Source organism: Pigmentiphaga kullae, assembly GCF_004216695.1.
Taxonomy (GTDB): Bacteria; Pseudomonadota; Gammaproteobacteria; order Burkholderiales; family Burkholderiaceae_B; genus Pigmentiphaga; species Pigmentiphaga kullae.
Genome location: NZ_SGXC01000001.1, coordinates 154,379 through 180,037 on the forward strand (window position 1 = coordinate 154,379; position 25,659 = coordinate 180,037).

23 protein-coding genes and 1 tRNA gene are annotated in these 25,659 nt (G+C 65.6%); 14 read left to right on the forward strand and 10 right to left on the reverse strand.

The genetic code is table 11. The features are described from left to right. Window positions 1–21: 21 nt before the first annotated feature. The 3 genes from EV675_RS00760 to EV675_RS00770 all read right to left on the reverse strand — a co-directional run bounded on the left by EV675_RS00760 (window position 22) and on the right by EV675_RS00770 (window position 3,873). A complete protein-coding gene (locus EV675_RS00760; RefSeq protein ID WP_130355542.1) occupies window positions 22–1,215 on the reverse strand; it encodes an FAD-dependent monooxygenase in 1,194 nt (397 codons plus the stop codon). Between the two features lie 10 nt (window positions 1,216–1,225). After that, window positions 1,226–2,164 (reverse strand): tripartite tricarboxylate transporter substrate binding protein, encoded by a 939-nt coding sequence (locus EV675_RS00765; protein ID WP_165404361.1) that lies wholly within the window; start codon window positions 2,162–2,164, stop codon window positions 1,226–1,228. Between the two features lie 71 nt (window positions 2,165–2,235). Continuing rightward, window positions 2,236–3,873 carry a tannase/feruloyl esterase family alpha/beta hydrolase gene (locus EV675_RS00770; protein ID WP_130355544.1) on the reverse strand — a complete coding sequence of 546 codons (1,638 nt, stop codon included), beginning with the start codon at window positions 3,871–3,873 and terminating at the stop codon, window positions 2,236–2,238. Window positions 3,874–4,020: 147 nt separating this feature from the next. Between EV675_RS00770 and EV675_RS00775 the strand changes: the two genes are divergently transcribed. Continuing rightward, a complete protein-coding gene (locus EV675_RS00775; protein ID WP_130355545.1) occupies window positions 4,021–4,926 on the forward strand; it encodes a LysR family transcriptional regulator in 906 nt (301 codons plus the stop codon). Window positions 4,927–4,952: 26 nt separating this feature from the next. Here the strand turns inward: EV675_RS00775 and EV675_RS00780 are convergent, their stop codons facing one another. Beyond that, window positions 4,953–6,878, reverse strand: coding sequence for an FAD-dependent monooxygenase (locus EV675_RS00780; RefSeq protein ID WP_130355546.1), 1,926 nt, complete (start codon window positions 6,876–6,878; stop codon window positions 4,953–4,955). A 139-nt stretch (window positions 6,879–7,017) separates the two neighbouring features. Between EV675_RS00780 and EV675_RS00785 the strand changes: the two genes are divergently transcribed. The 4 genes from EV675_RS00785 to EV675_RS00800 all read left to right on the forward strand — a co-directional run bounded on the left by EV675_RS00785 (window position 7,018) and on the right by EV675_RS00800 (window position 11,041). Next, a complete protein-coding gene (locus tag EV675_RS00785) occupies window positions 7,018–7,800 on the forward strand; it encodes an IclR family transcriptional regulator (protein WP_130355547.1) in 783 nt (260 codons plus the stop codon). A 288-nt stretch (window positions 7,801–8,088) separates the two neighbouring features. After that, window positions 8,089–9,027, forward strand: coding sequence for an amidohydrolase family protein (locus EV675_RS00790; protein WP_165404362.1), 939 nt, complete (start codon window positions 8,089–8,091; stop codon window positions 9,025–9,027). 50 nt (window positions 9,028–9,077) lie between these two features. After that, a complete protein-coding gene (locus tag EV675_RS00795) occupies window positions 9,078–10,061 on the forward strand; it encodes a Bug family tripartite tricarboxylate transporter substrate binding protein (RefSeq protein ID WP_130355549.1) in 984 nt (327 codons plus the stop codon). A gap of 2 nt (window positions 10,062–10,063) precedes the next feature. Beyond that, a complete protein-coding gene (locus EV675_RS00800) occupies window positions 10,064–11,041 on the forward strand; it encodes an amidohydrolase family protein (RefSeq protein ID WP_130355550.1) in 978 nt (325 codons plus the stop codon). 8 nt (window positions 11,042–11,049) lie between these two features. On the opposite strand, the gene EV675_RS00805 is transcribed toward EV675_RS00800, so the two are convergent. The 4 genes from EV675_RS00805 to EV675_RS00820 all read right to left on the reverse strand — a co-directional run bounded on the left by EV675_RS00805 (window position 11,050) and on the right by EV675_RS00820 (window position 14,047). Further along, complete coding sequence (locus EV675_RS00805; protein WP_130355551.1) at window positions 11,050–11,457, reverse strand: GFA family protein; 408 nt, start codon at window positions 11,455–11,457, stop codon at window positions 11,050–11,052. A gap of 26 nt (window positions 11,458–11,483) precedes the next feature. Next, complete coding sequence (gene chrA, locus EV675_RS00810; protein ID WP_423213204.1) at window positions 11,484–12,845, reverse strand: chromate efflux transporter; 1,362 nt, start codon at window positions 12,843–12,845, stop codon at window positions 11,484–11,486. Between the two features lie 222 nt (window positions 12,846–13,067). Continuing rightward, window positions 13,068–13,610, reverse strand: a complete 543-nt coding sequence (locus EV675_RS00815) for an IclR family transcriptional regulator domain-containing protein (RefSeq protein ID WP_165404363.1) — start codon at window positions 13,608–13,610, stop codon at window positions 13,068–13,070. A 361-nt stretch (window positions 13,611–13,971) separates the two neighbouring features. Further along, window positions 13,972–14,047 (reverse strand) — tRNA-Phe (locus tag EV675_RS00820). A gap of 226 nt (window positions 14,048–14,273) precedes the next feature. Here EV675_RS00820 and hemA point away from each other — a divergent pair. From hemA to EV675_RS00850, 6 genes are read left to right on the forward strand one after another with little or no spacing between them, the layout of a single operon-like run. Then, on the forward strand, window positions 14,274–15,551 hold the full coding sequence (hemA, locus tag EV675_RS00825) for a glutamyl-tRNA reductase (RefSeq protein WP_130355554.1): 1,278 nt from the start codon (window positions 14,274–14,276) through the stop codon (window positions 15,549–15,551). A 6-nt stretch (window positions 15,552–15,557) separates the two neighbouring features. Continuing rightward, on the forward strand, window positions 15,558–16,637 hold the full coding sequence (gene prfA / locus EV675_RS00830) for a peptide chain release factor 1 (protein WP_130355555.1): 1,080 nt from the start codon (window positions 15,558–15,560) through the stop codon (window positions 16,635–16,637). A gap of 5 nt (window positions 16,638–16,642) precedes the next feature. Beyond that, window positions 16,643–17,464, forward strand: a complete 822-nt coding sequence (prmC, locus tag EV675_RS00835) for a peptide chain release factor N(5)-glutamine methyltransferase (protein WP_130355556.1) — start codon at window positions 16,643–16,645, stop codon at window positions 17,462–17,464. Window positions 17,465–17,501: 37 nt separating this feature from the next. Beyond that, complete coding sequence (grxD, locus tag EV675_RS00840; RefSeq protein ID WP_087838535.1) at window positions 17,502–17,828, forward strand: Grx4 family monothiol glutaredoxin; 327 nt, start codon at window positions 17,502–17,504, stop codon at window positions 17,826–17,828. A gap of 16 nt (window positions 17,829–17,844) precedes the next feature. Continuing rightward, complete coding sequence (locus EV675_RS00845; protein ID WP_130355557.1) at window positions 17,845–18,363, forward strand: nucleoside 2-deoxyribosyltransferase; 519 nt, start codon at window positions 17,845–17,847, stop codon at window positions 18,361–18,363. Continuing rightward, window positions 18,360–18,749, forward strand: coding sequence for a hypothetical protein (locus EV675_RS00850; protein WP_087838537.1), 390 nt, complete (start codon window positions 18,360–18,362; stop codon window positions 18,747–18,749). Before EV675_RS00845 ends, EV675_RS00850 begins: the two co-directional genes overlap by 4 nt. Here EV675_RS00850 and EV675_RS00855 read toward each other — a convergent pair whose 3' ends face one another. Together EV675_RS00855 and EV675_RS00860 are read right to left on the reverse strand one after the other, a co-directional pair. After that, a complete protein-coding gene (locus EV675_RS00855) occupies window positions 18,750–19,967 on the reverse strand; it encodes a multidrug effflux MFS transporter (protein WP_087838538.1) in 1,218 nt (405 codons plus the stop codon). Window positions 19,968–20,034: 67 nt separating this feature from the next. Next, a complete protein-coding gene (locus EV675_RS00860; RefSeq protein ID WP_130355558.1) occupies window positions 20,035–22,251 on the reverse strand; it encodes a TonB-dependent receptor domain-containing protein in 2,217 nt (738 codons plus the stop codon). A gap of 366 nt (window positions 22,252–22,617) precedes the next feature. Between EV675_RS00860 and EV675_RS00865 the strand changes: the two genes are divergently transcribed. From EV675_RS00865 to EV675_RS00875, 3 genes are read left to right on the forward strand one after another with little or no spacing between them, the layout of a single operon-like run. Further along, window positions 22,618–23,898: a CmpA/NrtA family ABC transporter substrate-binding protein gene (locus tag EV675_RS00865; RefSeq protein ID WP_130355559.1), complete on the forward strand. Its 1,281-nt coding sequence runs from the start codon at window positions 22,618–22,620 to the stop codon at window positions 23,896–23,898. Between the two features lie 22 nt (window positions 23,899–23,920). Beyond that, entirely contained in the window at window positions 23,921–24,841 is a 921-nt protein-coding gene (gene ntrB, locus EV675_RS00870; protein WP_423213205.1) for a nitrate ABC transporter permease, read from the forward strand. A gap of 17 nt (window positions 24,842–24,858) precedes the next feature. Next, complete coding sequence (locus tag EV675_RS00875; RefSeq protein WP_130355560.1) at window positions 24,859–25,659, forward strand: ABC transporter ATP-binding protein; 801 nt, start codon at window positions 24,859–24,861, stop codon at window positions 25,657–25,659.

Below are 25,659 nucleotides of genomic sequence, written 5' to 3' on the forward strand. Positions count from 1 at the left end.
GACCCGGGCGAGGATCGGAGCCTACGCAGAAACAGGGCCAAGGCGGAGCAGCTTGATGGCCTCCTTCTCGATATCGTAGTCGTACAGCGACTTGCGCAACATCGCGGAGTTGGCGATCTCCCGGTCGCGCTGTCCGAGATCCGCGTACTTGGAGTCATAGCGCAAGCCATTCTTCCGGGCCTCGGCCTGAACCATGGCGGTACGCGGGCGCCGCAGCGCCTCATAGCGCTTCAGCGCGTCCTGGACCGAGTCGCCATCGGCGCATCCTTGCAGCAGGACCGCCAGGGCCGTTCCATCTTCGATGGCCTGGTTCGCGCCTTGCCCCAGGTGGGGAAGCATCGGATGGGCCGCATCGCCAAGCAATGCCAGGCGTCCGTTCACCCATTTCTCGAGCGGCTTGCGGTCGAACAGTCCCCACCAGAAACACGTTTCGACTTTGGCGAGCAATCCGGTCACGCGCGGGTCCCAGCCGGCGAATGACGCCGCCAGCTCATCACGGTCGCCGACGGCGGACCAGGATTCTGCCGTCTCGCTCGTTGTCGGGACGAAACCGACGTAGTTCACCATTTCGCCTCGGCGGACCGGGAACACCATGAAATGCTTGCCGTCCCCCATCCAGACCTGGTGCGCCTCCCGTCTCCATTCAGGAATCCGGTCAGAGGAGATCAAGCCCCGGTACGCCCGGAAGCCCGCGTATTCAGGGGCCGAGGGTTCCACGACGTACTTCTGCAAGACCGAATTGATGCCATCGGCCCCGATCACGACGTCCGCGCGCGCGACATGGCCGTTGTCGAAGGTCAGGCTTGCTCCCGCTTCATCCTGGCTGAAGCCGATGCACCGATGACCGGTATGTATGGACCCCGCGGGCATCGCATCCTCCAATACCTTCAGGAGATCGGCGCGATGCATGCCATACATCCCGTTCCAGCCGCTCGAGTCGGTGGTCAGTATCTTGCCGACGACCGAACCGTCCATGCGGTAATACTCCGACCCCTGGCCCACCCTGGCGCCGACCCGGGCCAGGGCTTCGCCCAGGCCGATCCGCTCGAGCTGCCTCAGGCTGTTGGGATAGACAAAGAGGCCTGCGCCGACTTCCCGCAGCACGCTCGACTGTTCATAGACCGCGACTTGGATTCCTCGATAGGACAACGCCACTGCGGCGGCGAGCCCGCCGATGCCGCCACCCACAATGGCTACCTGAATGCTTTTCGACATCACTGATCCTTCATTTTCCGTTCTTTGAAGTGGGACCGAGCAGCTCCTTGATGGATCGATACTCGGTGGCAATTTCCTCGGCCAGCGCCTGGCGGGATCCCCATTCCTGCGTCATGCCCGATGGGAGCAATTGCGCCGAGACGGCGGGGCTGCGTGCCGCCTGTTCCAGCGCGGGAAGCAAGGTGTCGATGACGTGCCCGGGAACGCCGGCGGGCATGAAAAAGCCGAACCATACGCCCAGGAGATCGGCGTTGTATCCGAGCTTGCGCAGCGTCGGGATGGCGGGAAAATCCGGGAACGGCGACGAGATCGCCAAAGCGCGCAACGATCCGCTGCGGATATGGGCGCTTACGGCGCCCAGCGCAAGGATCACCGCATCGATGTAGCCGCCGAGCAGATCGGTCACGGCGGGAGCCGCGCCCTTGTAGTTCACCGAATTCAACGGGGCGCCCACCGCCGCATTCATCAACTGGACGCTTATCTCGCCGACGGATCCGGGTCCGGCATTTCCGATGTTGATGCCGCCGGAACGCTGCCGTGCGAGGTCGACCATTTCCTTGATGGTCTTGAAAGGCGCGTCTTTGTGGACCACCAGTACCGACGGGCTTCTGGTCGTCAGCGCCAGTGGCGTCAGGTCCGTCAATGGATCGTAGTTGGCCGCCTCGGGATCGATCACGCGCCGGATGGTCAACGGGCTGTTCTGTGCGTAGAGCAAGGTATATCCATCCTTGGGCGCCCGGATGACGGCTTGGGTCCCCAGCGAACCACCGGCGCCCGGGCGGTTCATGACCGTGACGGCAACGCCCAGCGACTTCGAGAGTTCCTGCCCGATCAGGCGCGCCGCGCGGTCCGCGGCATCCCCCGCCGCGAGCGGGGTCACCAGGTTGATCGGCATCCGCGGGTAATCATTCGCGCGCGAGATCAGCGGGACGGCCAACAGCGAGGACATGCCCAGGAATGTTCGTCTCTTTATCATTTGCCTATGCCCTGAAAAGTTGATGAATACGGACGATCCCCGGTCTAGCCGCAGTAGAAGCTGTCGGCCGACTGCGTTTCGCCACTGCCCCTGTAGACAGCCTGACGGGGGTACGGACACATCAGGCGCTGCAACATCACCGGCTTGGTGACGTCGCCGTCCTGGAACTTCGTCGCGACGAATTTTTCCGGCGCGGTGCCCTTCTCCACCCAATTGCGCAGTGCCAGGACGGCGTCATGTTCGGCATCGCCCGCCACGGCCTGTTGCGCAATCGCCCCGAAGTGCCATGCACCTTCGCCGGCGCCTCCGTGCCCGACTCCTGACATCATGAACAGGCGATAGAAGCTTTGCTCCGCGGCAAGGTCGCCACCTGTCGTGCGGTTCCGGACCTCTTCGTAGTACTGGACGATGCGTTCCGGCATCGTCACCGCGTCTTGCCAGCCGTGGTACTGGATGAGCTTGCCCCCGGCCTGCCTGAACGCGCTCAGGTCAGCCTGCTGGTCGGCGTTCATGAAGCCCAGCGTGGCCTCGACCTGGGGCAGGTCAGAGTGAACGTCGAACGTGGAAGCATCCCAGTCGGGCTTCCCCAGCGCGATCTTGTAGACCGTGGCCGCGTGTGCAGGCGTGCCATTCACGTAGCCAAACCCTGTCCAGTCGTTTTCGAACCCATGCAGGTACCCCGGGTACAGGTATTCGAGCGTGACCGGGTCGCGCAACGGGGACAGGACTGTCGTCAGCGCATCGGCTTGCAGGCTGGTCAGGCAGCTCGATGGGTCTTGTCCGGCATGGCACAGAAGCGCGTGAGGATCCCATCGGCAGGAGCGCGGATCCCGCAAGATGCCGTCTGAAGTACCGTCGGCGGCATCGCATGCGGCGATGGCCGTTTTCCTTGCCAGATCCAGCAAGGAGGCGCCCGCCGCGCCCTGGATCCCTGCCTTCAGCAACTGTTGACTCGCGTAGAGCTTCTGCGTCGCCACGCGGGTCCAGTTGATCAGCGCCGAGCCGGCAAGCACGCCATTGAAGTCCGTCGGGAATTTCTGCGCCGACATCAGGCCATCTCTGCCCCCGGTCGAAGCGCCATTGAAGTAGGAGTAGACCGCGGACTTCCCGTAGAACCCCTTGATGATCGCCTTGGACGCGACCGCCGTCTCATGCGTGGCGCGATACGCGAAATCAACGATGCGCTCCGGAAAGCCGATCGCCCACGTGGCATCGGTGACGGCAGTCGCGGCGTGCCCTCCGTCGGTGATGGCGATGGCGTAGCCGTTCCGGAGATGAGGCGCCATCGAGCTCCAGTAGGAGGAGAATGCCGTGCCCCAGCCGTTCTGCCCCAACTGCTGGTACCGGCCATTCCAAGACGTGGCGGGCAGCCATAGCTCGACGCCGATCCTGGACCCCGGTACCGGCGCCAGACTGGCAGTCACCCTGCAGAATGCGGGAAGATTGCCGAAAGCCGCGGTGCTTCCAGCCGGTTGGTAAGTCCCCGCAGGCACGGCCTGGGCGGCGGTGACCTCGACGTTCTGCAGCCGAAGGCTCCGGAGGCTTTCACAACTGGTGGCGGCGGCGAAAGTTTCTGCCGGAGCAGCGGCCGGCGCACTGCCGTCTCCTCCGCAACCCGCCATCCCCATCAAGCCCAGCAAGGCGGAAATCGCCAGTACGCGGACAAGTTGCTCTTTGAACATGCTGTCTCCTTGTTCTTTGGGCGGTGATCTCTCAAGGCCCTATAGGCACCGGATCGTTACGCCGCAGCCATTCTATTGAGGCCAAGTCGTTCCAAAAATAGCTTTTCCGGATAACATTGTTCCCAACCAGGAACAATCAAGATCGTCATGAAACCCCACCTGATTCATCACGTCCGCGTTTTTCTCGAGGTCGCGAAAACGGGCAGCTTCACGGCGGCGGCGAACGCGCTGGAAATGCCGAAGTCGTCGACCTCCCGCAGCATTACTGCCCTGGAGAGAGAGCTGGGCATCAAATTGATCAATCGCACCACCCGGACGCTGGTGCTGACGGAAGAGGGACAGCGCTACTTCGAACAATGCAACCGGGGGATGAATGAAATCGCCATGGCAACGCAGTTGGCACAGACGGCGCCGTCCCGGCCCAATGGCCCCTTGCGCATCGCAGCTCCCATCGATTTCACGGTCCGCCTCACCGCGGACAAGGTGCGGGAATTCCTCGATCGGTACCCCGACGTCACGCTGGACCTGCACTTCACTCCCAAGTGGATGGATCCGCTTGCGGAGCGGTATGACGTCACGGTGCGCATGGGAGAGCTTCCCGATTCATCGCTCGTCATCCGGCGCCTTGGCGACTTGCCCAGGCGGCTGTATGCCTCTCCCGACTACCTTGCTCGCTTCGGGCATCCGCGCATCCCGCAGGACCTGACGAAGCACCAGTGCGTGCTTCGCAGCGAACGCGGTTCCGACCAGATCGAGCGGCGTTGGACGTTGCGAGCCTCTCGACGCTCCGTGGAAGTCGAAGTTCGGGGTCGCGCGGCAGCCAATAACGTGGGCTTCATCCGCAATCTGGCCGTGGCGGGGAATGGCATTGCCGTCATGGCCGATGTTTTCGCCATTCCGGAAGTCGAGGCCGGCCGGTTGGTTCCTGTGCTTTGCGATTGGAGTGCCACGAGCCTGCCGGTCTACGCGGTGACGACCTCCCAGCTGTTGCCTGCCAAGACTCGAGCGTTGCTCGACTTTCTGTCCGACCTGCTCGCTCCACTTCGCAGATAGGGCAAGAATCCTACGACAGCCATTGTTCAAGGCGTTTTTGCGCGCGCTTTTTGTGCGGCCTCTACCGCATGCACCGCCCGCTCGAAAGCCTCGGCGTCCCCCAAGTCCACGCCTAGCCGCAACGCCAGGGCCGTCAGTGTTTCCAGCTTGTTCTGCGTGCGATCCAGCAACTCGCCCAAACTGTTGTACACCCGCTCCGTCGCGCTGAGCGCCGGCTGCGGCAGTGTCGGCTCGTGGTTCACCGCCGTCTTCAAGACGAGACGGTTCACGGCCTCCTGCACGCTGCGAAGGTCCGGCCGCTTCCAGCGTGCCGCGATGTTATGGTCTGGCCTGACCAAGTACAGGGCACCGGAATCGGCCGCCATGCGGTCACGCAATGTTCCGTCAAGGTCATGGACCTGCTCGCCGCCCGCAGGTACCGCGCGCTCTGTGACGACGATGACGTCCAGGCCGAGTCGTTGCAGCGCTGCCTTCGTCAGGCCGGTGTCGGCCGGATCCCGAAACCATATCGCGCACGGGCGGGTCGAGATCGCCGCCAGCAGATGGCCTTGCGGCAGCGTGGGCAACTGCAGGTCGGGAAGCACTTCGCCCGGAGCGGGTCCGCCCGTCCATTCGTCGCGATCCGGCGTGGACAAGGGGGACTGCCTCAACGGCACATAGGCGGCCTGCCGCGGATTGAGCAAGTCCTGCAAAGGCGTGTCGCCAAGCGCCAGCACGAGGGCCGCGTCGCGTACCTGCCGCATCCCCGCCGATGTCGGCGTCATGAATGCGGCGTTGCGGTTCGCCGCCGCCGCATTCTCGTCGAAGACCGCGCGCCGCTCCTGCGAGTACACCTCCAGCAGGGACTCCGGGGCCGTGCCCTGCAACACCTGGGCCAGCTTGTCGCCAAGACTCCAGGCGTCCTCGACGCCAGAATTGAGGCCGCGGATGCCGAAGATGGGCATGAGGTGGGCGGCATCGCCGGCAAACAGCACTCGGCCGCTGCGGAAGCTGCGCAGCGACCGGCTGTGCACGCGATAGTGGCTCACGTCCTCGAGACGCCATGCGGCCGTCTCCCCGATGTAGTCCAGGTGTTGCTGGATGCGCCGGTACACCTGTGCGGGCTCGACGGCGCGCTTCGGGTCTTCCCCCGCGCCGAGTTGATAGTCCAGGCGCCAGATTCCGCCGGGTTGGCCGTGCATCAGGACGCTCAGCCCCGGATTGGAAGGGGGGTCGAACCAGCAGCGCCGCTCGGTCGCGGCATCGGTATCCATCTCGATATCGGCAATGACGTAATCCGCTTCGTAGGAAGTCCCCTCCAGCTTGAGACCCATGGCGGCTCGCACGGCGCTGCGCGCTCCATCGCAGGCGGCGACATGGCTGGCCTGCAGCGCGTAGCTGCCCTGCGGCGTCTCGACCTCCAGCCGGACGGTATCACCTTCCTGACGCAGACCCGTGAAGCGGCTCTGCCAGCGCAGATCGATCAATGGCGACATCGCGGCCCGGGACACCAGGAACTGCTCGGAGTAACACTGTTGCAGGTTGAGCATCGGGCGGTGCCGCACCGCACCGTCGTCAGGCATCTCGAACTGCAGGATGGTCCGCCCGGCGAAGAAGCTGCGCCCACCGTTCCACCGCTTGCCGGACGCCACCACCGGCTCGGCCGCCCCCAGGGCGTCCCAGATTTCCAGTGTGCGCCGCGACAGGCCCAGGGCGCGGCTGCCGCCACAGACGCGATCGTCGTTCTCGAGCACCACGGAGCGGACGCCCGCACGCGCCAGCGTCAACGCCAGCGTGAGTCCGACGGGCCCGGCACCGACAATCACGACCGGGTGCGGGTGTGGCGTCCCTTGGCCGCCGAGTTCCGGCGGAGGCGTGAAGGGATAGGTTGCCAACAGGGCTGGGCCGAGCGGCGGGATCCGAGGCAAGTCGCTGTTTCCTGTGGCCGGGGCGACGTGGGTAGGCTGCGTCATGGGTAGGTCATTTTTTCATATAAATATCAAAAATAGATACTATCACTTGTTTTTCTAATAAAAAAACTTTTTCACTATCAAATTTCAACACTTCAATCCTGGAACTGCTACCCGTATGAGCCTCAAGTAAACTCCGGCCATGTCCCAGTTCCAGAAAGTCTTCGACGTGCTCGACCTCTTCACCGAGGAGCGGACCACATTGAGTGCCGAGGAGGTCAGCGATCTGCTGGCTGTTTCTCGACCTACCGCCTTTCGTTACCTGAGATGGCTTACCGAAACGGGCCTGGTGTCGCGGCTGTCGGGCCGTTACGCGATCGGCGCCCGGATCATGGAACTGGACTACCGCAGCCGGCGATCGGACCCGCTGCTGCTTGCCGCGCGGGATGTCATGGCCCGGCTGACCGAGGAAACCCAATGCTCGGCCATGCTGTCGGGCGTCTTCGGCGACAAGGTGGTGAACATCCATCAGGACGAACATCGCGCGCACGTCTCCGCCAGCTTCGGCAGGGGCCGCGCGCTGCCGCCGTTTCGCGGCGCCGCGTCCAAGGTCGTTCTCGCGCACCTGGGGTCGGCCAGGTTGAAACGGCTCTTCGACGAGCACGGGAATGAGCCGGACGTGCTGGCCCTGGGGCAGGACTGGCCGGCATTCAGCAAGTACTTCCGAGCCATCCGCCAGCGCGGTTTCTATGTCTCGAAAGGCGAGGTCGACAGCGACGTGGCCGGCGTGGCGGCCCCCATCTTCAACGCCGAGGGCGGGGTAGCGGGCGCCTTGACCCTGCTTCTACAACTTCCGCACGGCGAATTCCTGGATACGAACCGGCTCGGCAACCTGGTGATGGAGCGTGCGCGCGAGATCTCCGATCACCTCGCCCTGTCGCCGCTGCCCGCGGATGCGGCCGCCGCGGTGGAAAACCCGGCGTAACGGCGGCTCGGCCGGGCACGGGCTGGGCCCGAGCCGCGGCACTCTCCCAGACCTGGAGTTCTGCATGCAGGCCATCACGCCCTGCGGTGCCCGGTTCGTCCTGCGCTTCGTCCAGAGTCCCCTCATAAGCACGTGCGTCTACACGCACGCCGCGCCAGAACCCATTGAATATCAAAAATAGATATTTTTTTCTTGAAAAAATAAAAATCATGATGCAATAATCTCATTATTAGAAACTCAAAAGATGCCTGAGCAGACCGATTCGGCTCCTTGGGCATGGACATCCCCATGATCGACGTCCACCAGCACCTCCTTCCCGCCCGGTACGTCCAGGAAGTCGGCGAGGCCTACATCACCGCGCAAGGCTCATCGACGCGCCTGCCGCCCTGGAGCGTGGAAGGCGCTCTGCAGGGCATGGACGCGGCGGGCATCCGCACGGCCATCAACTCCATCTCGGCGCCCGGCTTCGCCCCCCTGGCCGCGGCACCTGCCGCCGCGCTGGCGCGCTGGTGCAACGAGCTTGCCGCGCAGATCGGCACCGACCATCCAGGGCGGTTCGGATTCTTCGCCGCGCTGCCGCTGCCGGATATCGACGCCAGCCTGCGCGAGGTGGAGCATGGCTTCGACCGCCTGGGCGCGGATGGCGTGTGCGTGCTGACCAATCACGGTGGGCACTACCTCGGATCGCCCGTCTACGATCCCCTGTACGAGGAGCTGGATCGCCGTAGCGCGGTCGTGTTCGTCCATCCCACGACTCCGGCCAGCATGCAATTGGTCGCCGGCCTGTCGCCGTCGACGCTCGAATTTCCGTTCGACACCACCCGCGCGGTCGCCGACATCGTGCTTGCCGGCGTCCTGATCCGCTATCCCCGCATCCGCTGGATCTTTTCGCACGCGGGGGGCGCCATTCCCTACCTGGCGGGGCGGGTCGAGATGCTCACCACCAACAAGCCCGAGCTGCGGAAGTGGATCCCGCAGGGTTTCTCGGCGGAACTGCGCAAGCTGTATTTCGATTGCGCCTTGTCCTTGTCGCCGACCACGCTCGATGCGTTGGTCGCCGAGGTCGGGATGGAGCGCCTGCTGTTCGGCAGCGACTACCCGTTCGGCCCCAAGGACCAGATGGCCACCGCGGCACGCGGCATCGCCGCGCTGCCTTGGTCCGAGGACCGCAAACGGCAACTGCGTTCCGGAAACGCCGAACTGCTGTTTCCGCGCTGGCGGGCTTGACGCGTCCGGCCTGTCCGGCCGGCAACCTTAAAAAATACCTGGAGACACCGATGAAGCTGACCTTCAAAATGGCCGTGGGCGCGTGCTCCGCGCTGGCCGCTTTAGCGGCCACGGCACAGCCGGCGCCGAACGATGCCTACGCGACCCAGCCCGTGAAGCTGGTAGTGACCGGCCCTCCGGGATCGGTGCCCGACTTCCTGGGGCGCACCATTGCGCAAAGCCTGGAGGAAGTCCGCCGAGGCACGTCGGTGATCGTCGAGTCCCGACCCGGCGCCAATGGCGTGGTCGGGGCGAGCCAGGTCATGCGCGCGCCGGCCGACGGGACCACGCTCCTGCTGGCGTCCGACTCCCTCCTGACCATGCTGCCCTACGTCAACGACAAGCTGCCGTTCCGGCCCCAGGCCGACTTCAAACCGATCGCCCAGGCGGTCGATGCAGCCGTGGTTCTCGTCGTGCCGCCGCAACTGGGCGTGCGCACCCTGAAAGAGTTCGTCGCAAAGGCCAAGGCTGCCCCGGATGGGCTGACTTATGCCTCGCAAGGGCCCGCCTCGGTGCACAACCGGTCCATGCTCCGGCTGCAGCAGATGGCGGGCATCCGCCTGCTGCACGTGCCCTACGGCAACAAGTCGCCGCTGGTGGACCTGGCGGGCAACCAGGTGAACGCGATGTGGTCCGGCATTGCCGGCGCCTACCCGCTCATCCGGCAAGGCAAGCTGATTCCGCTCGCGGTCAGCACCGGCACCCGCGCCAGCGCCCTGCCGGAGGTCCCGACCGCCGCGGAACAGGGTTATCCGGGGTTCGACCTGAAGAACTGGTTCGGCTTCGTCGCGCCGGCCGCCATTCCGCCCGCGGTGGCGCACCGCATCGAGTCCGACCTGCTCAAGGCGATGGACAAGCCTGCCGTTCGCGAACTCATCTCCGCGCAGGGCATGGAGGTTCGCGTCGGGGCCGCGGATGCGATGGCGAAAGCGATCCGCGCGGAATCCGAGAGCAACAAGGCGCTCGTGGCCAGTGGGGTCATTCCCAAGGAGTAGTCATGGGCACACGTGAACAGAAGAACACGACCACCTCCGGCAAGATCGACTTGCATCATCATTTCAACGCGCCGGGTGGGCGCGGCCAGCCTGACTGGACACCCGAGAAGGCGATCGGCGAGATGGACGCGGCGGGCGTGGAACTGGCGATGGGGTGGCCCGGGCCGGTCGTTGCCGAGACGGTGCAGGCGGCACGCGATCGCGCCCGCATGCTCAACGAGTTCGGCGCGAAGATCGTCCAGGGACGGCACAAGCGTTTCGGCCTGTTCGCATCGCCGCCCCCGCTGACGGACGTGGACGGCGCGCTGCGCGAGATCGAATATTCGCTCGACGTACTGAAGGCGAACGGCATCGGCTTGATCACCCATTACGCGCGCTCGTGGTTGGGAGATGCCGCCTTCGAACCTGTCTGGAACGAGCTGGACCGCCGCGAGGCCGTGGTGTTCGTGCATCCGCAAGGATGGGCGGGCGCCTGCGACTGCGGCATCCTCGACTACCAGGCGCCGCACCTGAGCGATGCCTGGCTGGAATATCCCTTCGACACCGCCCGGACGATCCTGCACCTGATGGTGACCGGCACACTGCGCAAACACCCGCGCATCAAGTTCGTGTTCTGCCACGGCGGCGGCGCTTTCACCCCGTTGATCGCGCGCCTGGAAGGCTTCTCGGGTTGGGTCACGGTGGGGCCTGAGCGCATGGCCGAACTGTTTCCCGAAGGCATCACGGCGGAGTTCCGCCGCTTGTACTTCGAATGTGCACAGGCCTATTCCCCGGAACAGATGGCGCTGCTCATGAGCCGGGTCCCCGTCAGCCAGCTCCTGTTCGGCAGCGACTACGACCGGTTCCCGTTGCGGCATGCGGTGGAGCAGATGGATAGGCTCGAGCTGTCGCCGGAGCATCGTGCGGCGATCGAAAGCGGTAATGCCAGGCGGCTGCTGCGGCTCGATTCGGTGGACCTGCCTTGGGTTGCGCAAGCCTGACGGCAAGGCTACGGCTGCCCGTCGACCTCATCAACGCCGTCGAGCGGCGGCATCCAGCTGACACGGCGGCGCGTCCAGATTTGCGTCTGCGGCCCCCCCACCTGATCCCGCTGCGCAAGGGTGCCGACCCGCAGCGAATAGCGCTTTGGAGTACCCGGATCGGTCGCATAGAGTTGCGTGCCGCAGTGCTCGCAAAAACCCGTGACCCGCTGCGCACCGCTGTCGGCGGTCTTCACATAGTGGCGCGGCTTGCCTTGCAGTAAGCGAAACGTCTCGGCCGGCGCGGCGATGTTCGTGCGGAAGGCCGAACCCGACATGATCTGGCAGTCCGAACAATGACAAATCCGCATCGATCCAGGTTGGACCTCGGCCTCGTAGCGGATCGCGCCGCAATGGCATTGCCCCTGTACTTTCACTGCTCTCTCCCATGACGCTTTGGCGTTTAGGCCATGAAGGAAACTACCAGGCCAACTACTGCACTCCCAACGATAACTTGGATCACCCCGCGTTTATAGCGGAACAACGCCACTGCCGCCGCTACCACTATGATCGCCGACACCCAGTCGAATCGCCCGGTCAACCCCGTGGGCCATAACACGTGGTAGCCGAAAAACAGTGCCAGATTGATGATGACGCCGACCACCGCGGCCGTTATGGCAACCAGCGGCGCAGTGAAATTCAAGTCCTCTTTGGTTGCCTCCACCACAGCCCCCCCTGCGAGAATGAACACAAATGACGGCAGGAAGGTGAACCACGTAACCAGGGTCGCGCCCAAAGCGCCTGCGATGAACGGGGACGCCGAGCCCAGCAATTCATGGAAATAGGCGGCCACAAAGCCCACGAAGGCGACGACCATGATCAGGGGGCCCGGTGTGGTCTCTCCCAATGCCAGACCATCAATCATCTGGGTGGGCGTAAGCCAGGCGTAATGCTCCACGGCCCCCTGAAAAATATAAGGCAAAACAGCGTAAGCTCCCCCAAAGGTAAGCAGTGCAGCTTTGGTGAAGAACCAGCCCATCTGCGTATAGGCTCCATGCCACCCAAATAACACGGTGAGCACAGCCATTGGGCCCCCCCAAAGGGCAAGGCCGACAATTAGCAGGATGCAGAGCCGCGACCAGCGAAAACGCGCATGTTCGGGCGTCGGAGTGTCATCGTCGATGAGCGCCACTACCCCGCCTTCCTGGGCCGCTGCGTGATGCCCGCTAGCCGTTCGAAATAGCTCCGGCCGCCACCTTCCGCCCAGATACCCCGTCAGTGCCGCGATGGCCACAATAAGCGGAAATGGGGCGTTAAACGCGAAGATGGCGAGGAACGCCGCTCCTGCTATGAGCCAATGCGCATGGTTCTTCAGGGCTCGGGAGCCAATGTGATGCGCTGCGTGCAACACGATGGCAGTGACTGCAGGTTTGATTCCGTAGAACAAGCCTGCGACCACGGGCAGGTTGCCGTATGCGGCATAGATCCATGACAGCGCGATCAGGAGGAACAAGGAAGGAAGAACAAAAAGAACCCCGGCGGCCACGCCCCCCCACGTGCGGTGTAGAAGCCACCCGATATAGGTCGCCAGCTGCTGGGCCTCCGGGCCGGGCAGCAACATGCAATAGTTCAACGCATGAAGAAACCGCCCTTCGCTGATCCAACGTCGGCGTTCAACGAGCTCGGTATGCATGATGGCGATCTGCCCCGCCGGACCGCCGAAGCTGATAAACCCCAGCTTCAGCCAAAAGCGCAAAGCGGTGCCCAGCGAAAGCTGGCGCGAAGCGATATCTGAAGGAATGGATGCTGACGTAGCGGTGTCCACGGATAACTCCGGCTGAGAGTACCAGCGCTTGGACGGGACACCGTCTATCTTGGAAGAGCGGGAGGCTGAAATCCCGAGTGAATTCATCTTAGCATGAGGCGATGGGGATCATGCACATCGCACACGCCCACAAAAATCTCTACACCAGTCTGTGGGTGTATTCACCGAAATGACAGGCGACGGTACGGGCCGGGGTACGGTCGCTGTCCCGCGAACGGCTGCCTATCCGTCTACCGCAATCGAAGCAGCGGCCTGAGCCAGGCGAGTAGGCACCTCTGCGTCCCGGTCCGGCTGCAATCGGCTGGCATGCGAAATGATGGTCAGGGCCATGATCATGTTCCCCAGGCTGTCGCGAATCGGAACACTGAATGCGGTCACTGCGAAGCCCTGTATCGGCGACGGCCCGGGGTCTGCTGATCGCGCCACGCCACTGGCCCTCGCCTGCTCCATCTCAAGCTCGAATGCCGCCTGCTGCGCCGCCGCATCTTCCATTGAAGTACGCGAAAGCCGCAGATCCTCCGCCACGAAGCTGCGTGTGATGTCGGTGGGAAGGAAGGCCGCGAACGCACGGCCGGCGGCCGACCGCGTCACACTCACGACCAATCCCGTGCGCAGGTCGCCGCTGACCGGTTGCGCCCCCGGCTCAAAGTGGATGGCCGTGGGACCGTGGTTACCCCACACGGACAGGCAGAGCGTGTGATCACCCAGCGCAGTGCTGATGCCGGGCATCGCGTCGATGGCCGTACGCAGCGCCTGCGGCTTCACCGGAGGCGCCAGGCCCAGCCCCAACGACCGCGGCCCAAGGTCGTGCGCATACGGAACCATGTAGCGTCCCTGCCCGAACGCCAAAGGCCGTCGACCACCCTGGCCAATACGCTCGACGCGGCCCAGGTAGACGACGTGGTCACCACCTGGGTAGGTCGCAACTTTCGTGCACTCGAGATGCAAGCGGCGCGAAGAGCGACCGATCGACCCGGAGCTACCGGCGCAGGTCTTCGAAGCGATGAGGAGGCGCGTGGATCGGGCACTGACCCCGGAAACCGATTACCGTGTCTGACGCTTGGTGATCTACCCGTACCCGCAAGAAATGAAAATGCCCAGCTTTTAAGGCTGGGCATCGAATCCTTGGTGGCCTGGGGCGGAATCGAACCACCGACACGCGGATTTTCAATCCGCTGCTCTACCAACTGAGCTACCAGGCCATGTCGCAACGAGCGCTGCAACGAAGCTTCACCGGCCGCGGCGTCAATTACGCGCGTCCCGTAAAGAACGCAGGATATTACACACTTTTTGGGCCGTTGGCAAAACGCTCCGCCAAATCCCCCGTTACCCCACCCTAGCGACCCCGCGTCGCACCCCTCCTCCCTCCCTACCCTTTATAATGGCGGGTGGCCCTTGTCATTCGTGGCCTTTTTCCCCTCCTGTCCCATGTCCGTCGACGTTCTTACATTCGGCCTGAATCACGTCTCCGCCCCGGTCTCGGTGCGGGAACGGGTGTCGCTGCCGCTGGAGCTGGTCAGCCCGGCGCTGGCGGGGCTGCGGTCGGCGTTCGGCGGCGCGGTGCGCGAGGCGGCCATCCTGTCCACCTGTAACCGCACCGAGATCTACTGTGCGGCCGAACCGGGCGTGGCCGAGCATCTGCCGGCCTGGCTGGCGAGCTATCGGCAGTTCGACGACCGGTCGCTGCAACCGCATCTTTATCGCCACATCCATCACGACGCCGTCCGGCACGCGTTCCGCGTGGCCAGCGGGCTGGATTCGATGGTGCTGGGCGAACCGCAGATTCTCGGGCAGATGAAGGACGCAGTGCGCGCCGCCGAGGAAGCCGGGGCGATGGGCACGCTGTTGCACCAGTTGTTCCAGCGCACGTTCTCGGTGGCCAAGGAAGTCCGTTCGCAAACCGCGATCGGCGCGCAGTCGGTGTCGATGGCCGCGGCAGCGGCGCGGCTGGCCGAGCGGGTGTTCGGCGACCTGGCCGAAGTCAATGTGCTGCTGATCGGCGCGGGCGAGATGATCGAGCTCTGTGCGACGCACCTGGCCGCGCATCATCCGAAGAAGATGGTGGTGGCCAATCGCACGGTGGAACGGGCCGAGACGCTGGCCTCGAAATTCTCGGCCGGCGCGATGCGGCTGTCGGAGCTGCCCGAGAAGCTGGCGGATTTCGACGTGGTGGTGTCGAGCACGGCCAGTTCGCTGCCCATCCTGGGGCTGGGCATGGTGGAACGCGCCACCAAGACGCGCCGCCACCGGCCGATGGTGATGATAGACCTGGCGGTGCCGCGCGACATCGAACCCGAGGTCGGCCGGCTGGACGACGTGTATCTGTATTCGGTGGACGATCTGGGCCGGCTGGTGCAGAACGCGTCCGATGCACGCAAGGCGGCGGTGGTGCAGGCCGAGGCCATCATCGAGACGCGGGTGCAGAATTTCATGCACTGGATGGATACGCGCACGGTGGTGCCGGTCATCCGCGACCTGCATCAGGCGGCCGACGCGATGCGGCAGGCCGAGCTGGACCGCGCCCGCAAGGCGCTGGCCCGTGGCGATGCCCCGGAACAAGTCCTGGAACAACTGGCACACGGCCTGACGCAGAAGTATCTGCACGGCCCGCTGTCCGCCCTCAACCATAGCGAAGGCGCCGACCGCCAGCAGCTGCTGGCCTGGTTGCCGCGCCTGTTCTCGTCGCGTTCCGAGCGCAACCATTAGTCTTTCATGAAAGCATCGATGCGGGCCCGGCTCGAGCAGTTGTCTCGACGCCTTGCCGAACTGGACGCGTTGCTCGCGGCGCCTGAAACCGCCAGCGACATGGACACCTTCCGCAAGCTGTCGCGCGAACGCTCGGAAATCGAACCTGTTGCCAATGGCTTCAAGCAGTACGAAGGCACCGAGGCCGACATCCAGACGGCCCAGGAGATGCTGGGCGATCCCGACATGAAGTCCATGGCCGAGGAAGAGCTGCGGGCGGGCAAGGAACGGCTGGAGGAGTTGGAAGGCGAGCTGCGCATCCTGCTGCTGCCGCGCGACCCCGACGACAGCCGCAGCCTGTTCCTGGAAGTGCGCGCCGGCACGGGCGGCGACGAGAGCGCGCTGTTCGCGGGCGACCTGTTGCGCATGTATACCCGCTATGCCGAGCGCAATCGCTGGCAGGTGGAAATCATGTCGATGAGCGAGTCGGAACTGGGCGGCTACAAGGAAGTGATCGCGCGCATCGCGGGCGACGGCGCTTACGGCAAGCTCAAGTTCGAATCGGGCGGGCATCGCGTGCAGCGGGTCCCGGCCACGGAAACGCAGGGCCGCATCCACACTTCGGCCTGCACGGTGGCGATCATGCCGGAAGCCGACGAGGTGGCCGAGGTGCAGATCAACCCCGCCGACCTGCGCATCGACACCTTCCGCGCCAGCGGCGCGGGCGGGCAGCACATCAACAAGACCGATTCGGCGGTGCGCATCACCCACCTGCCCACGGGCATCGTGGTCGAATGCCAGGACGACCGTTCGCAGCACCGCAACCGCGACAAGGCGATGAAGGTGCTGGCGGCGCGGATCAAGGACAAGGAGCAGCGCGAGCGCCATGCCAAGGAAGCCGCGCACCGCAAGAGCCTGGTTGGCTCAGGCGACCGTTCCGAGCGCATCCGCACCTACAACTTCCCGCAGGGCCGGGTGACCGACCACCGCATCAACCTGACGCTGTACAAGCTGCAGAACGTGCTGGACGGCGACCTGGAGGAGCTGATCTCCGCCCTGGCCTCGGAACACCAGGCCGAACTCTTGGCCGCGCTGGGCGACGACTGAGCGCCATGGCCACCGCGCGCGAGCTGATCGCCGGCAGCGGCCTGCCGCTGCTGGAGGCCCGCATGCTGCTGGAGCGGGCCCTGGACGTCGGCCGTGCGTGGCTGATCGCTCACGACGGCGAAGCCCTGCCCGACGACCGGGCCGCGGTCTTCCGGGACTGGGCGCGGCGGCGCGGCAATGGCGAGCCCATGGCCTATCTGCTGGGCGAGCGCGAGTTCATGGGCCACGATTTCCAGGTGTCGCCGGCGGTGCTGATTCCCCGCCCCGAAACCGAGCTGCTGGTGGAAACCGCGCTGGAGCACCTGCGCGGCCGGGCCACCCCGCGTGTGCTGGACCTGGGCACCGGCAGCGGCGCCATCGCCGTCTCGATCGCGCTGGCGCGTCCCGACGCGGCGGTCCAGGCCACGGACCTGAGCGCCGAGGCGCTGGCGGTGGCCGCCGCCAACGCCTCGCGGCTGGGCGCTGCCGTCACGTTCGCCCGGGGAGACTGGTACGGGGCCTTGAACGGTGCCGCGCCCGCCCCCACCTATGACGTGATCGTCTCCAATCCGCCCTACATCGCCGCCGCCGATCCGCACCTGTCGCAAGGCGACCTGCGCCATGAACCGCCGCTGGCCCTGACGGACCGGGCCGACGGGCTGGAGGCGCTGCGCGCCATCGTCCGCGGCGCCCCGGCCTGGCTCAAGCCCGGCGGCGCGCTCTGGATGGAGCATGGCTGGGACCAGGCCGCCCGGGTGCGGGACTTGCTGCACGCGGCCGGATTCGCCCGCGTCGAAAGCCGCCGCGACCTGGCGGGCATCGAGCGGATTTCCGGCGGGTACCTATAATCGACATCATCACCTTTCACTCTGTACGAGGATCGCCATGAGCGACGTGCAAGATTTCATCCGGCAGACCGTTACCGACAACCCTGTCGTGCTGTTCATGAAGGGCACCGCCCAGTTTCCGCAATGCGGCTTCTCGGGGCGCGCCATCCAGCTGCTCAAGGCCAACGGCGTGCGCCAGTTGGCCACCGTGAACGTGCTGGAAGACGACGCGGTCCGCCAGGGCATCAAGGAATATTCCAACTGGCCCACCATCCCGCAGCTCTACATCAAGGGCGAGTTCATCGGCGGCTCGGACATCCTGGCCGAATTGCACGAAAGCGGCGAACTGAAGCAGTTGCTGACGGACGCCGGCGTCGTGGCCTGATCCGGAACCGCCCGCCATGCGGATCTACCTGGCCGGGCCGGACGTATTCCGGCCCGACGCCCGCGCCCATGGCCAACGGCTGAAGGCGGCCTGCGCCCGGCACGGCCATGAAGGGCTGTTTCCCCTGGATGAACCGGTTACGCACGCCGCGTCCCCGGACGCGGCGCGGGGCATCTACCGGGCCAACCTGGCGCTGCTGGAGCGGGCCGACGTGGTGATGGCCAATCTGGCGCCTTTCCGTGGCCAGGAGCCGGATTCGGGCACGGCGTTCGAGATCGGCTATGCGGCCGCGCGGGGCAAGCCCGTCTGGGCCTACGCCGACGATACGCGGCCGCTGGCGCAGCGCGTCGCCACCGGCACGGATGCCCAAGGCCGTCCGGTCGACGCCGGGGGCCACCTGGTCGAGAATTTCGGACTGGGCCTGAACCTGATGCTGGCCTGCAGCGTCACCCTGGTCCAGGGTGGCCCCGACGACTGCCTGCAAGCCATTGCCGCAGCGCATGCGGCCTCTCCCTCTCACCAGGAGTCATCATGAATGTCACGCGCAACGCGCTCGCGGCCGTGGCGCTGGCCGCCGCGCTCCATGCCCCCCAAGGCCATGCCGCCGACGCGGCCGCCATCGAGACCGAGACGCAGATGCTCAAGACACTGCTGACGGCCATCGAAGCCGGCAACTACCAGCAATTCGTGTCCTCGGGCAGCGCCGATTTCGCCAAGCTGGACCGCGCCCAGTTCGATGCCGTGGCGACGCAGCTGGGACCGCGCCTGCATGCCGGCTACCAGGTGCAGCGCCTGGGCGACTACCGGCAGCAGTCCTACGAATTCTCGCTGTGGAAGATCACGTTCAAGGACGGCGGCGACGACCTGGTGGGCACGCTGAACCTGCAGGGCGGCAAGGTCGGCGGCTTCGTGCTGCGCTGATCAGGCCCGCCGGTGGGCGGCCGCGGGCAGCCGCCGCACCCAGAACGCATACAGGGACAGGGCCGACAGCGTGCACACGGCCATGATGCCGGTGATGGCCCGCGCGCTGTGGCCGTCGTACAGCATGGTCACCAGCGATCCCGACAGCGCACCCACCGCCATCATCACGCAGCTGACCACGGCCGAGGCCACGCCCGCCACCTCGGGCAGCGGTTCCACCGCCGCGTGCGAGGCGTTCGGCGCGATCATGCCGAACGAGAAAGTGTTCAGCATCAGCAGCGGCACCAGCGACCACGCCGACAGGGCATCGGCGAACCCCAGCACCGCCAGCAGCACGCTGGTCGAGCTCGACAGGATCAGTCCGGTCCACAGGAGCTTGTGGGGCGCGATGCCGCGCGCGTTCAGGCGGCCGTTGATGAGCGAGGCCGCCATGATGCCGAATGCCGTCATCGCGAACACGGCACCGAAGGCCTGCGGCGACATGCCCAGCAGCTGCATCATCAAGAGCGGCGATCCGGTGATGTAGGCGAACTGGCAGCCGAAGGTCAGCGCGTTGACCAGGGTGTTGCCCAGCAGGACGGGATTGCTCAGCACCCGCGCGTAGGTGCGCAGCAGCGCGCCCACCGAGATGCGCACGGGCGCGGCATCCGCCGGCCGGGTCTCGGCCATGCCCAGGTACACCGCCAGGGTCGTCGCCACGCCCGCCAGGGCCATCACCCCGTAGATCGAGCGCCAGCCGGCGAAGTACATGACCCAGCTGCCCAGCGTGGGCGCGATCATCGGCGCGACGATGCGCATGCTGGCGACATACGACAGGCGGGCGCGCGCGATGTGGCCCTGGAACAGGTCGCGCACGATGGTCAGCGACATGACCGAGCCGGCGCCCGCCCCCACCCCTTGCAGCACCCGGAAGACCAGCAGCGAAGCCAGGCTGGGCGCCAGTGCGCACGCCGCGCTGGCCAGCGAGAACAGCACCCCGCCGAACAGTACGATGGGGCGGCGGCCGTAGCGGTCGGCCAGGGGGCCGTAGGCCAGCGGCGCGATGGCGAAGCCGGCCAGGAACAGGCTAAGGGTCAGGGCGGCGCTGGAGGGAGGAACGTGCAGGTCCAGGCCGATGGCGGCCAGGGCGGGCAGCGCCATGTCGGTGGAGAGCGCCGGCAGCGCGGACAATGAGGCCAGAAGCAGAACGAATGCCGCGGAGTCGGGACGTATGCGCATGGCCGGCAGTTTACCGCCTTTGCCCCGGCCGGCCCGGCCCCCGGTCGGGGCCGGACCACGGGCCGCGTCAGAACGTGATGTTGGCGGCCAGCCAGAACGTGCGGCCCGGCTGGATGGTGCCCCGGGTCGATTGCGAGGAATGGATGTACTCGTTCAGGTACACCGTGTCGCCCGCGCCGTTCACGTAGGACTTGAACTTCATGAAGTCCTTGTCCAGCAGGTTGTAGACCGTGCCGGTCAGGGTCACCGTCTTCGAGACCTTGTAGGACCCGCCCAGGTGCAGCAGCGAATAGGCCTTCAGGTCGCCCACCGCCTGCTGGGCCCGCAGGTTGTCGCCGGTAAGCGCGGCCGGATCGCCGTCGAAACGGCGGCTCTTGCCGCGGAATTCGGCGCGCAGCCACATGGCGAACTTGTCGGTGGCCTGCCAGCGCAGGTTGGCGTTGGCCATGTGCTTGGGCGTGTCGGCCAGCTTGCCGCCGTAGACGCCGCCGTTCTTCACCTCGCTGTCGGTGAAGGTGTAGTTCAGCCCCAGCGTCCAGCGCGGAGCCAGCGGCACGCGGGTGCCCAGCTCCAGGCCGCGCGTGGTGGCCTGCTCCAGGTTGACCTGCTGGCCGAACTCCGCCTGGGTGGGCAGCGCGCCGATCGAGATGCAGCCCGGCTGGTTGGGGTTGGCCGCGTAGTCGCAGTTGGGAATGCCGTTGGCCGCGGCGGAGATCTTGTCCTTGAAGCGGTTGTGGAACAGCGTCGCGTTGGCGGTCAGGCCGGCCAGGTTGTCGTAGTTGACGCCGACTTCCGTGCTGGTGCTGACCTCGGGCTTGAGGTTGGGGTTGCCGATGGTAAGCGTGCGGCCCTGGCCGCTGATGCCGTTGATGCCGTCGTGCAACTGGTTCAGGCGCGGCGTGCGATAGCCGCGGCTGACGCCGCCCTTGACCGTCCAGTTGGGGGTGGTGTTCCACACCAGGTAGCCGCGCGGGCTGAAATGGCCGCCGAAGGCATCGTGGTGGTCGTAGCGCACGCCGGTGGTCAGGGCCAGGTCCTCGCGCAGGCGCCATTCGTCTTCGGCGAACAGCGACTTGGTGGCCTGCTTGTAGCGCTTGGTGGCCAGGCCGTCCGTCATCTCGGCATCCCAGTACTGGCCGCCCACGGTCAGCATGTGCGCATCGCCGATGGCCTTGACCAGCTTGGTGTCGAGCACGACGTTGGTGGTTTCCAGCTTGCGGGGCGCGCCCGGCACCAGCACCGCCGCCAGCGGCGAATTGGCCGCGATGTTGGGCACGGTACGGCCCAGCGTCTCGGTATTGTTGTACATCAGGCTCGACTGCACGGTGCCGAACTCGAACCGGCTGGTGTGGCCCACGGCCACCTGGTCGCGGTTGAAGCGCAGGTCGCGGCCGTAGCCGTTGTAGGTGTTGGTGGACGGATCGTCCAGCGTGCCGAGCTGGCTTTCGTCGTTGTTGTACCACTGGCGCGAACGGTCGACGTCCAGCCAGAAATCGTGCTGCTTGTTCGGCGTCAGCGTGAGTTTGGCGCCGGCCGTGTAGATACGCGACTCCACCGGCGCCGGGCCGCGCTTGCTGATGCTGCCCGTGCCTTCGGGCAGGTCGATGTCGGTCGCGCCGCGGTTGAAGATGCTGCCGCGCACGGCCAGGCCCAGCATTTCAGGCACCAGGGGACCGCTTACGTAGAAATTCGCGTTGGAGGTGTCGCCGAAGTCGCTGTTCTGCGGGATGCCTTTGTCGAAAGTGACCGAGCCGCCCCAGGCCGTGGCGACCTTCTTGGTGATGATGTTGACCACCCCGCCCATGGCGTCCGAGCCGTAGAGCGTGGACATGGGCCCGCGGATGACCTCGATGCGCTCGATGGCCGAGAGCGGCGGCATGAAGCTGGTGCTGGTCTCGCCGAAGCCGTTGGGCGTCACGTCGCCGGCGGCATTCTGGCGCCGGCCGTCGATCAGGATCAGCGTGTATTCGCTGGGCAGGCCGCGGATGCTGATGTTCAGGCCGCCGGTCTTGCCGGTATTGCCGCGCACGTCCACCCCCTCGACCTCGCTCAAGGCCTCCGCCAGGTTGTTGTAGCGCTTCTCCTGCAGGGCTTCCTGCCCGATCACGGTGATGCTGGCGGGAGCGTTCTTGAGTTCCTGTTCGTATCCCGTCGCCGTCACGACGATGGGCGCGAGTTCGGTCGTGGGTTCCTGAGCCAGGACCTTGCCGGAGGCGAGCGCGGCAAGGACGGCAAGATGGGACGTGGACAACAGGAAAGGAACGCCCCGGTTGGCTAAAGCCATTCTTGAAATTCTCCAGGTGAAGGGGAATCCGCCCGGGCGCCGCAGAACGCCTTGGACGAACCTGACAAAAAACTGACTTACAACAAGCTGAAACACACGAATAGTAATCATTCTTATCATCATTTGTCGAATCGAGGCCCCGCCTCGTTTCTGGGCACTTTCGTGGTGCATTGCACAAGATTGGGGTGCGCAAGCGGCGCCATTCCCGCGTTTCCCTGCCATGTGGCCGGTGGCACGCCTATTGCTTGATGGAAATGCCGGCCAATGAGGGCCGACAGACAACTCAGCGGTAGGAACAACGGCGTTCCGCGGCGACCAGGCACGGCCTTGTTCGCGCGGAACGCTTTTTTTTGCCTGGAGCGCCGGATGAAACCCACCCCTACGCATGACTCTTCCCCCGTAGCCGCCACGCCCGACGGCGGGCGGCGCAGGCTGCTGGCCGCCGGTGCCGCCACGGGCCTCATGAGCCTGGTCGATCCGCTGGTACGCGCCGGCGCCTGGGCGGCGGGCTCGGACGCCCCCGAGAAGGCCGAGGTCAAGATCGGCTTCATCCCGCTGACCGACTGCGCCTCGGTGGTGATGGCGTCGACGCTGGGCCTGGACAAGAAGTACGGCGTGAAGATCACGCCGGTGAAGGAAGCATCGTGGCCCGGCGTGCGGGACAAGCTGGTCAACGGCGAACTGGACCTGGCCCACGTGCTGTACGGCCTGATCTACGGCGTGCAGCTGGGCATAGGCGGCCCGCGCAAGGACATGGCCGTGCTCATGAACCTGAACAACAACGGCCAGGCCATCACCATTTCGAACAAGCTGCGGGACAAGGGCGCCCGCGACGGCGCCTCGCTGGCAAAGCTGATGAAGAGCGAGAAGGCCGAATACACCTTCGCCCAGACCTTCCCCACCGGCACCCACGCGATGTGGATCTATTACTGGCTGGCCACCTACGGCATCAACCCCATGCGCGACGCCAAGGTGATCACGGTGCCCCCGCCGCAGATGGTTGCGAACATGCGGGTGGGCAACATGGATGGCTTCTGCGTGGGCGAGCCCTGGAACGCGCGGGCCATCATCGACAAGATCGGATTCACCGCCACCACCACGCAAGGGATCTGGACCGACCATCCCGAGAAGGTCCTGGGCACGACCGCGGAGTTCGTGCAGTGCTATCCGAATACCGCGCGGGCCGTGACGGCGGCGGTGCTGGAGGCGGGCAAGTTCATCGACGCCTCGGCCTCCAACCGCCGCAAGACGGCCGAGACCATCGCCGCCAAATCCTATGTGAACACCGACATGGACGTGATCCTGGACCGCATGCTGGGCCGCTATTCGGACGGCCTGGGCAAGACCTGGGACGACCCCGACGCGATGAAATTCTTCAACGACGGCGCCGCCAACTTCCCCTATCTGTCGGACGGCATGTGGTTCCTGACGCAGCACAAGCGCTGGGGCCTGCTCAAGAGCCATCCCGACTATCTGGCGACGGCGCGGCAGGTCAATCGCATCGACGTCTACAAGCAGGCGGCGAGCGCGGCCGGCGTCTCGCTGCCCAAGTCCGAGATGCGTTCGTCCAAGCTCGTCGACGGAATCGTCTGGGACGGCAAGAATCCCGCCGCCTATGCCGACGGCTTCAAGATCAACGCGGCCTGAGCGCCGCCCCGGGAGCCCCGCCATGACCGCCACGGTCCGTACCCTTTCCGCCGGCCCCGCCGCCGCCCCGCCCGTCGCCGAGGTCATCGACCTGCATGCGGCGTCGCCTTCGCCGCCGGCCGCCGCGGCGCCGTCCCGCCTCCCCCTGCTCGCCCGCGTCGACTGGCGCGGCGTCTGGGAAACCTTGGTCAAGACCGTGGCCGGCCCCTGCCTGGGCTTTGCCCTGCTGATCCTGGGCTGGCAACTGGTGTCCAACGCGATCCCCGAGATCCCCTCCCCCGCCGTGACGGGCAAGGCGGCCCTGGCGCTGTTCGCCGATCCTTTCTACGACAACGGCCCGAACGACCAGGGCATAGGCTGGAACCTGCTGTCGTCGCTGCGGCGCGTGGCCATCGGCTTCGGCCTGGCGGCGCTGGTGGGCATTCCGGCCGGCTTCGTCATCGGCCGCTTCGCCGCGGTCAGCGCGGTGGTCTCGCCCCTTATCAGCCTGCTGCGCCCGGTCTCGCCGCTGGCCTGGCTGCCGCTGGGCCTGCTGCTGTTCAAGGCGGCCAACCTGGCCGCCATCTGGGCCATCTTCATCTGCTCCATCTGGCCGATGATCATCAACACCGCCGTCGGCGTGACGCGCGTGCCGCAGGACTACATGAACGTGGCGCGGGTGCTGAAGCTGTCGGAATGGAAGGTGATGACGCGCGTGCTGCTTCCGGCCGTTCTGCCCTATATGCTGACCGGCGTGCGGCTGTCCATCAGCACCGCCTGGCTGGTGATCGTGGCGGCGGAAATGCTGACCGGCGGCGTGGGCATCGGCTTCTGGCTGTGGGACGAATGGAACAACCTCAAGGTCGAGCACATCGTGATCGCCATCTTCGTGATCGGCATCGTCGGCCTGGTGCTGGAGGTCCTGCTGACGCAATTGGTCAAGCGCTTCACCTACGCCGACTGACATCTCAAGGAATCGCCATGGACAAGTTCCTCAGCATCGAAAACGTGGGCCAGGTCTTCAAGACGCGCAAGGGCAGCTTCGTGGCCCTGCGCGACATCGACCTGACCGTCGCCAAGGGCGAATTCATTTCCCTGATCGGCCACTCGGGCTGCGGCAAGTCGACGCTGCTCAATCTCGTAGCGGGGCTGACGCGGCCGACCTCCGGCGCGCTGATCTGCGCCGGACGGGAGATCGACGGCCCGGGTCCCGAGCGCGCGGTGGTGTTCCAGAACCACTCCCTGCTGCCGTGGCTGAGTTGCTACAAGAACATTCACCTGGGCGTGGAACGGGTGTTCGGCGCCACCGAAAGCAAGGCCCGGCTGCGCGAGCGCACGCTGGCCGCGCTGCAACTGGTAGGCCTGGCCCATGCCGAGCACAAGCTGCCGCACGAGATATCGGGCGGCATGAAGCAGCGCGTGGGCATCGCCCGCGCGCTGGCGATCGAGCCCGACGTGCTGCTGATGGACGAACCCTTCGGCGCGCTGGACGCGCTGACCCGCGCGCACCTGCAGGACGAGCTGCTGGAGATCGTGGCCAAGACCGGCAGTACGGTGATCATGGTCACCCACGACGTGGACGAAGCGGTGCTGCTGTCGGACCGGATCGTGATGCTGACCAACGGCCCGGCCGCCACCATAGGCGAGATCCTGGACGTGCGCCTGCCGCGGCCGCGCAGCCGGATCGAGCTGGCCGACGACGAGCGCTACCATGCCTGCCGCACGGCCGTCATCGATTTCCTGTACCGTAAACAGAGCCATCCCGCGCGCGAGGCGGCCTGA

Excerpts from the sequence above, each read along its gene's own strand:
- EV675_RS00850 (WP_087838537.1), top strand. The coding sequence starts at position 18,360 with ATGAATGTCACGCGCAACGCGCTCGCGGCCGTGGCGCTGGCCGCCGCG.
- EV675_RS00860 (WP_130355558.1), bottom strand. The coding sequence starts at position 22,251 with ATGGCTTTAGCCAACCGGGGCGTTCCTTTCCTGTTGTCCACGTCCCAT.
- EV675_RS00770 (WP_130355544.1), bottom strand. The coding sequence starts at position 3,873 with ATGTTCAAAGAGCAACTTGTCCGCGTACTGGCGATTTCCGCCTTGCTG.
- EV675_RS00780 (WP_130355546.1), bottom strand. The coding sequence starts at position 6,878 with ATGACGCAGCCTACCCACGTCGCCCCGGCCACAGGAAACAGCGACTTG.
- EV675_RS00760 (WP_130355542.1), bottom strand. The coding sequence starts at position 1,215 with ATGTCGAAAAGCATTCAGGTAGCCATTGTGGGTGGCGGCATCGGCGGG.
- EV675_RS00775 (WP_130355545.1), top strand. The coding sequence starts at position 4,021 with ATGAAACCCCACCTGATTCATCACGTCCGCGTTTTTCTCGAGGTCGCG.
- EV675_RS00855 (WP_087838538.1), bottom strand. The coding sequence starts at position 19,967 with ATGCGCATACGTCCCGACTCCGCGGCATTCGTTCTGCTTCTGGCCTCA.
- EV675_RS00790 (WP_165404362.1), top strand. The coding sequence starts at position 8,089 with ATGATCGACGTCCACCAGCACCTCCTTCCCGCCCGGTACGTCCAGGAA.
- EV675_RS00875 (WP_130355560.1), top strand. The coding sequence starts at position 24,859 with ATGGACAAGTTCCTCAGCATCGAAAACGTGGGCCAGGTCTTCAAGACG.
- EV675_RS00765 (WP_165404361.1), bottom strand. The coding sequence starts at position 2,164 with ATGTCCTCGCTGTTGGCCGTCCCGCTGATCTCGCGCGCGAATGATTAC.
- EV675_RS00845 (WP_130355557.1), top strand. The coding sequence starts at position 17,845 with ATGCGGATCTACCTGGCCGGGCCGGACGTATTCCGGCCCGACGCCCGC.
- prmC (WP_130355556.1), top strand. The coding sequence starts at position 16,643 with ATGGCCACCGCGCGCGAGCTGATCGCCGGCAGCGGCCTGCCGCTGCTG.
- ntrB (WP_423213205.1), top strand. The coding sequence starts at position 23,921 with ATGACCGCCACGGTCCGTACCCTTTCCGCCGGCCCCGCCGCCGCCCCG.
- prfA (WP_130355555.1), top strand. The coding sequence starts at position 15,558 with ATGAAAGCATCGATGCGGGCCCGGCTCGAGCAGTTGTCTCGACGCCTT.
- EV675_RS00800 (WP_130355550.1), top strand. The coding sequence starts at position 10,064 with ATGGGCACACGTGAACAGAAGAACACGACCACCTCCGGCAAGATCGAC.
- EV675_RS00865 (WP_130355559.1), top strand. The coding sequence starts at position 22,618 with ATGAAACCCACCCCTACGCATGACTCTTCCCCCGTAGCCGCCACGCCC.
- EV675_RS00785 (WP_130355547.1), top strand. The coding sequence starts at position 7,018 with ATGTCCCAGTTCCAGAAAGTCTTCGACGTGCTCGACCTCTTCACCGAG.
- hemA (WP_130355554.1), top strand. The coding sequence starts at position 14,274 with ATGTCCGTCGACGTTCTTACATTCGGCCTGAATCACGTCTCCGCCCCG.
- EV675_RS00795 (WP_130355549.1), top strand. The coding sequence starts at position 9,078 with ATGAAGCTGACCTTCAAAATGGCCGTGGGCGCGTGCTCCGCGCTGGCC.
- grxD (WP_087838535.1), top strand. The coding sequence starts at position 17,502 with ATGAGCGACGTGCAAGATTTCATCCGGCAGACCGTTACCGACAACCCT.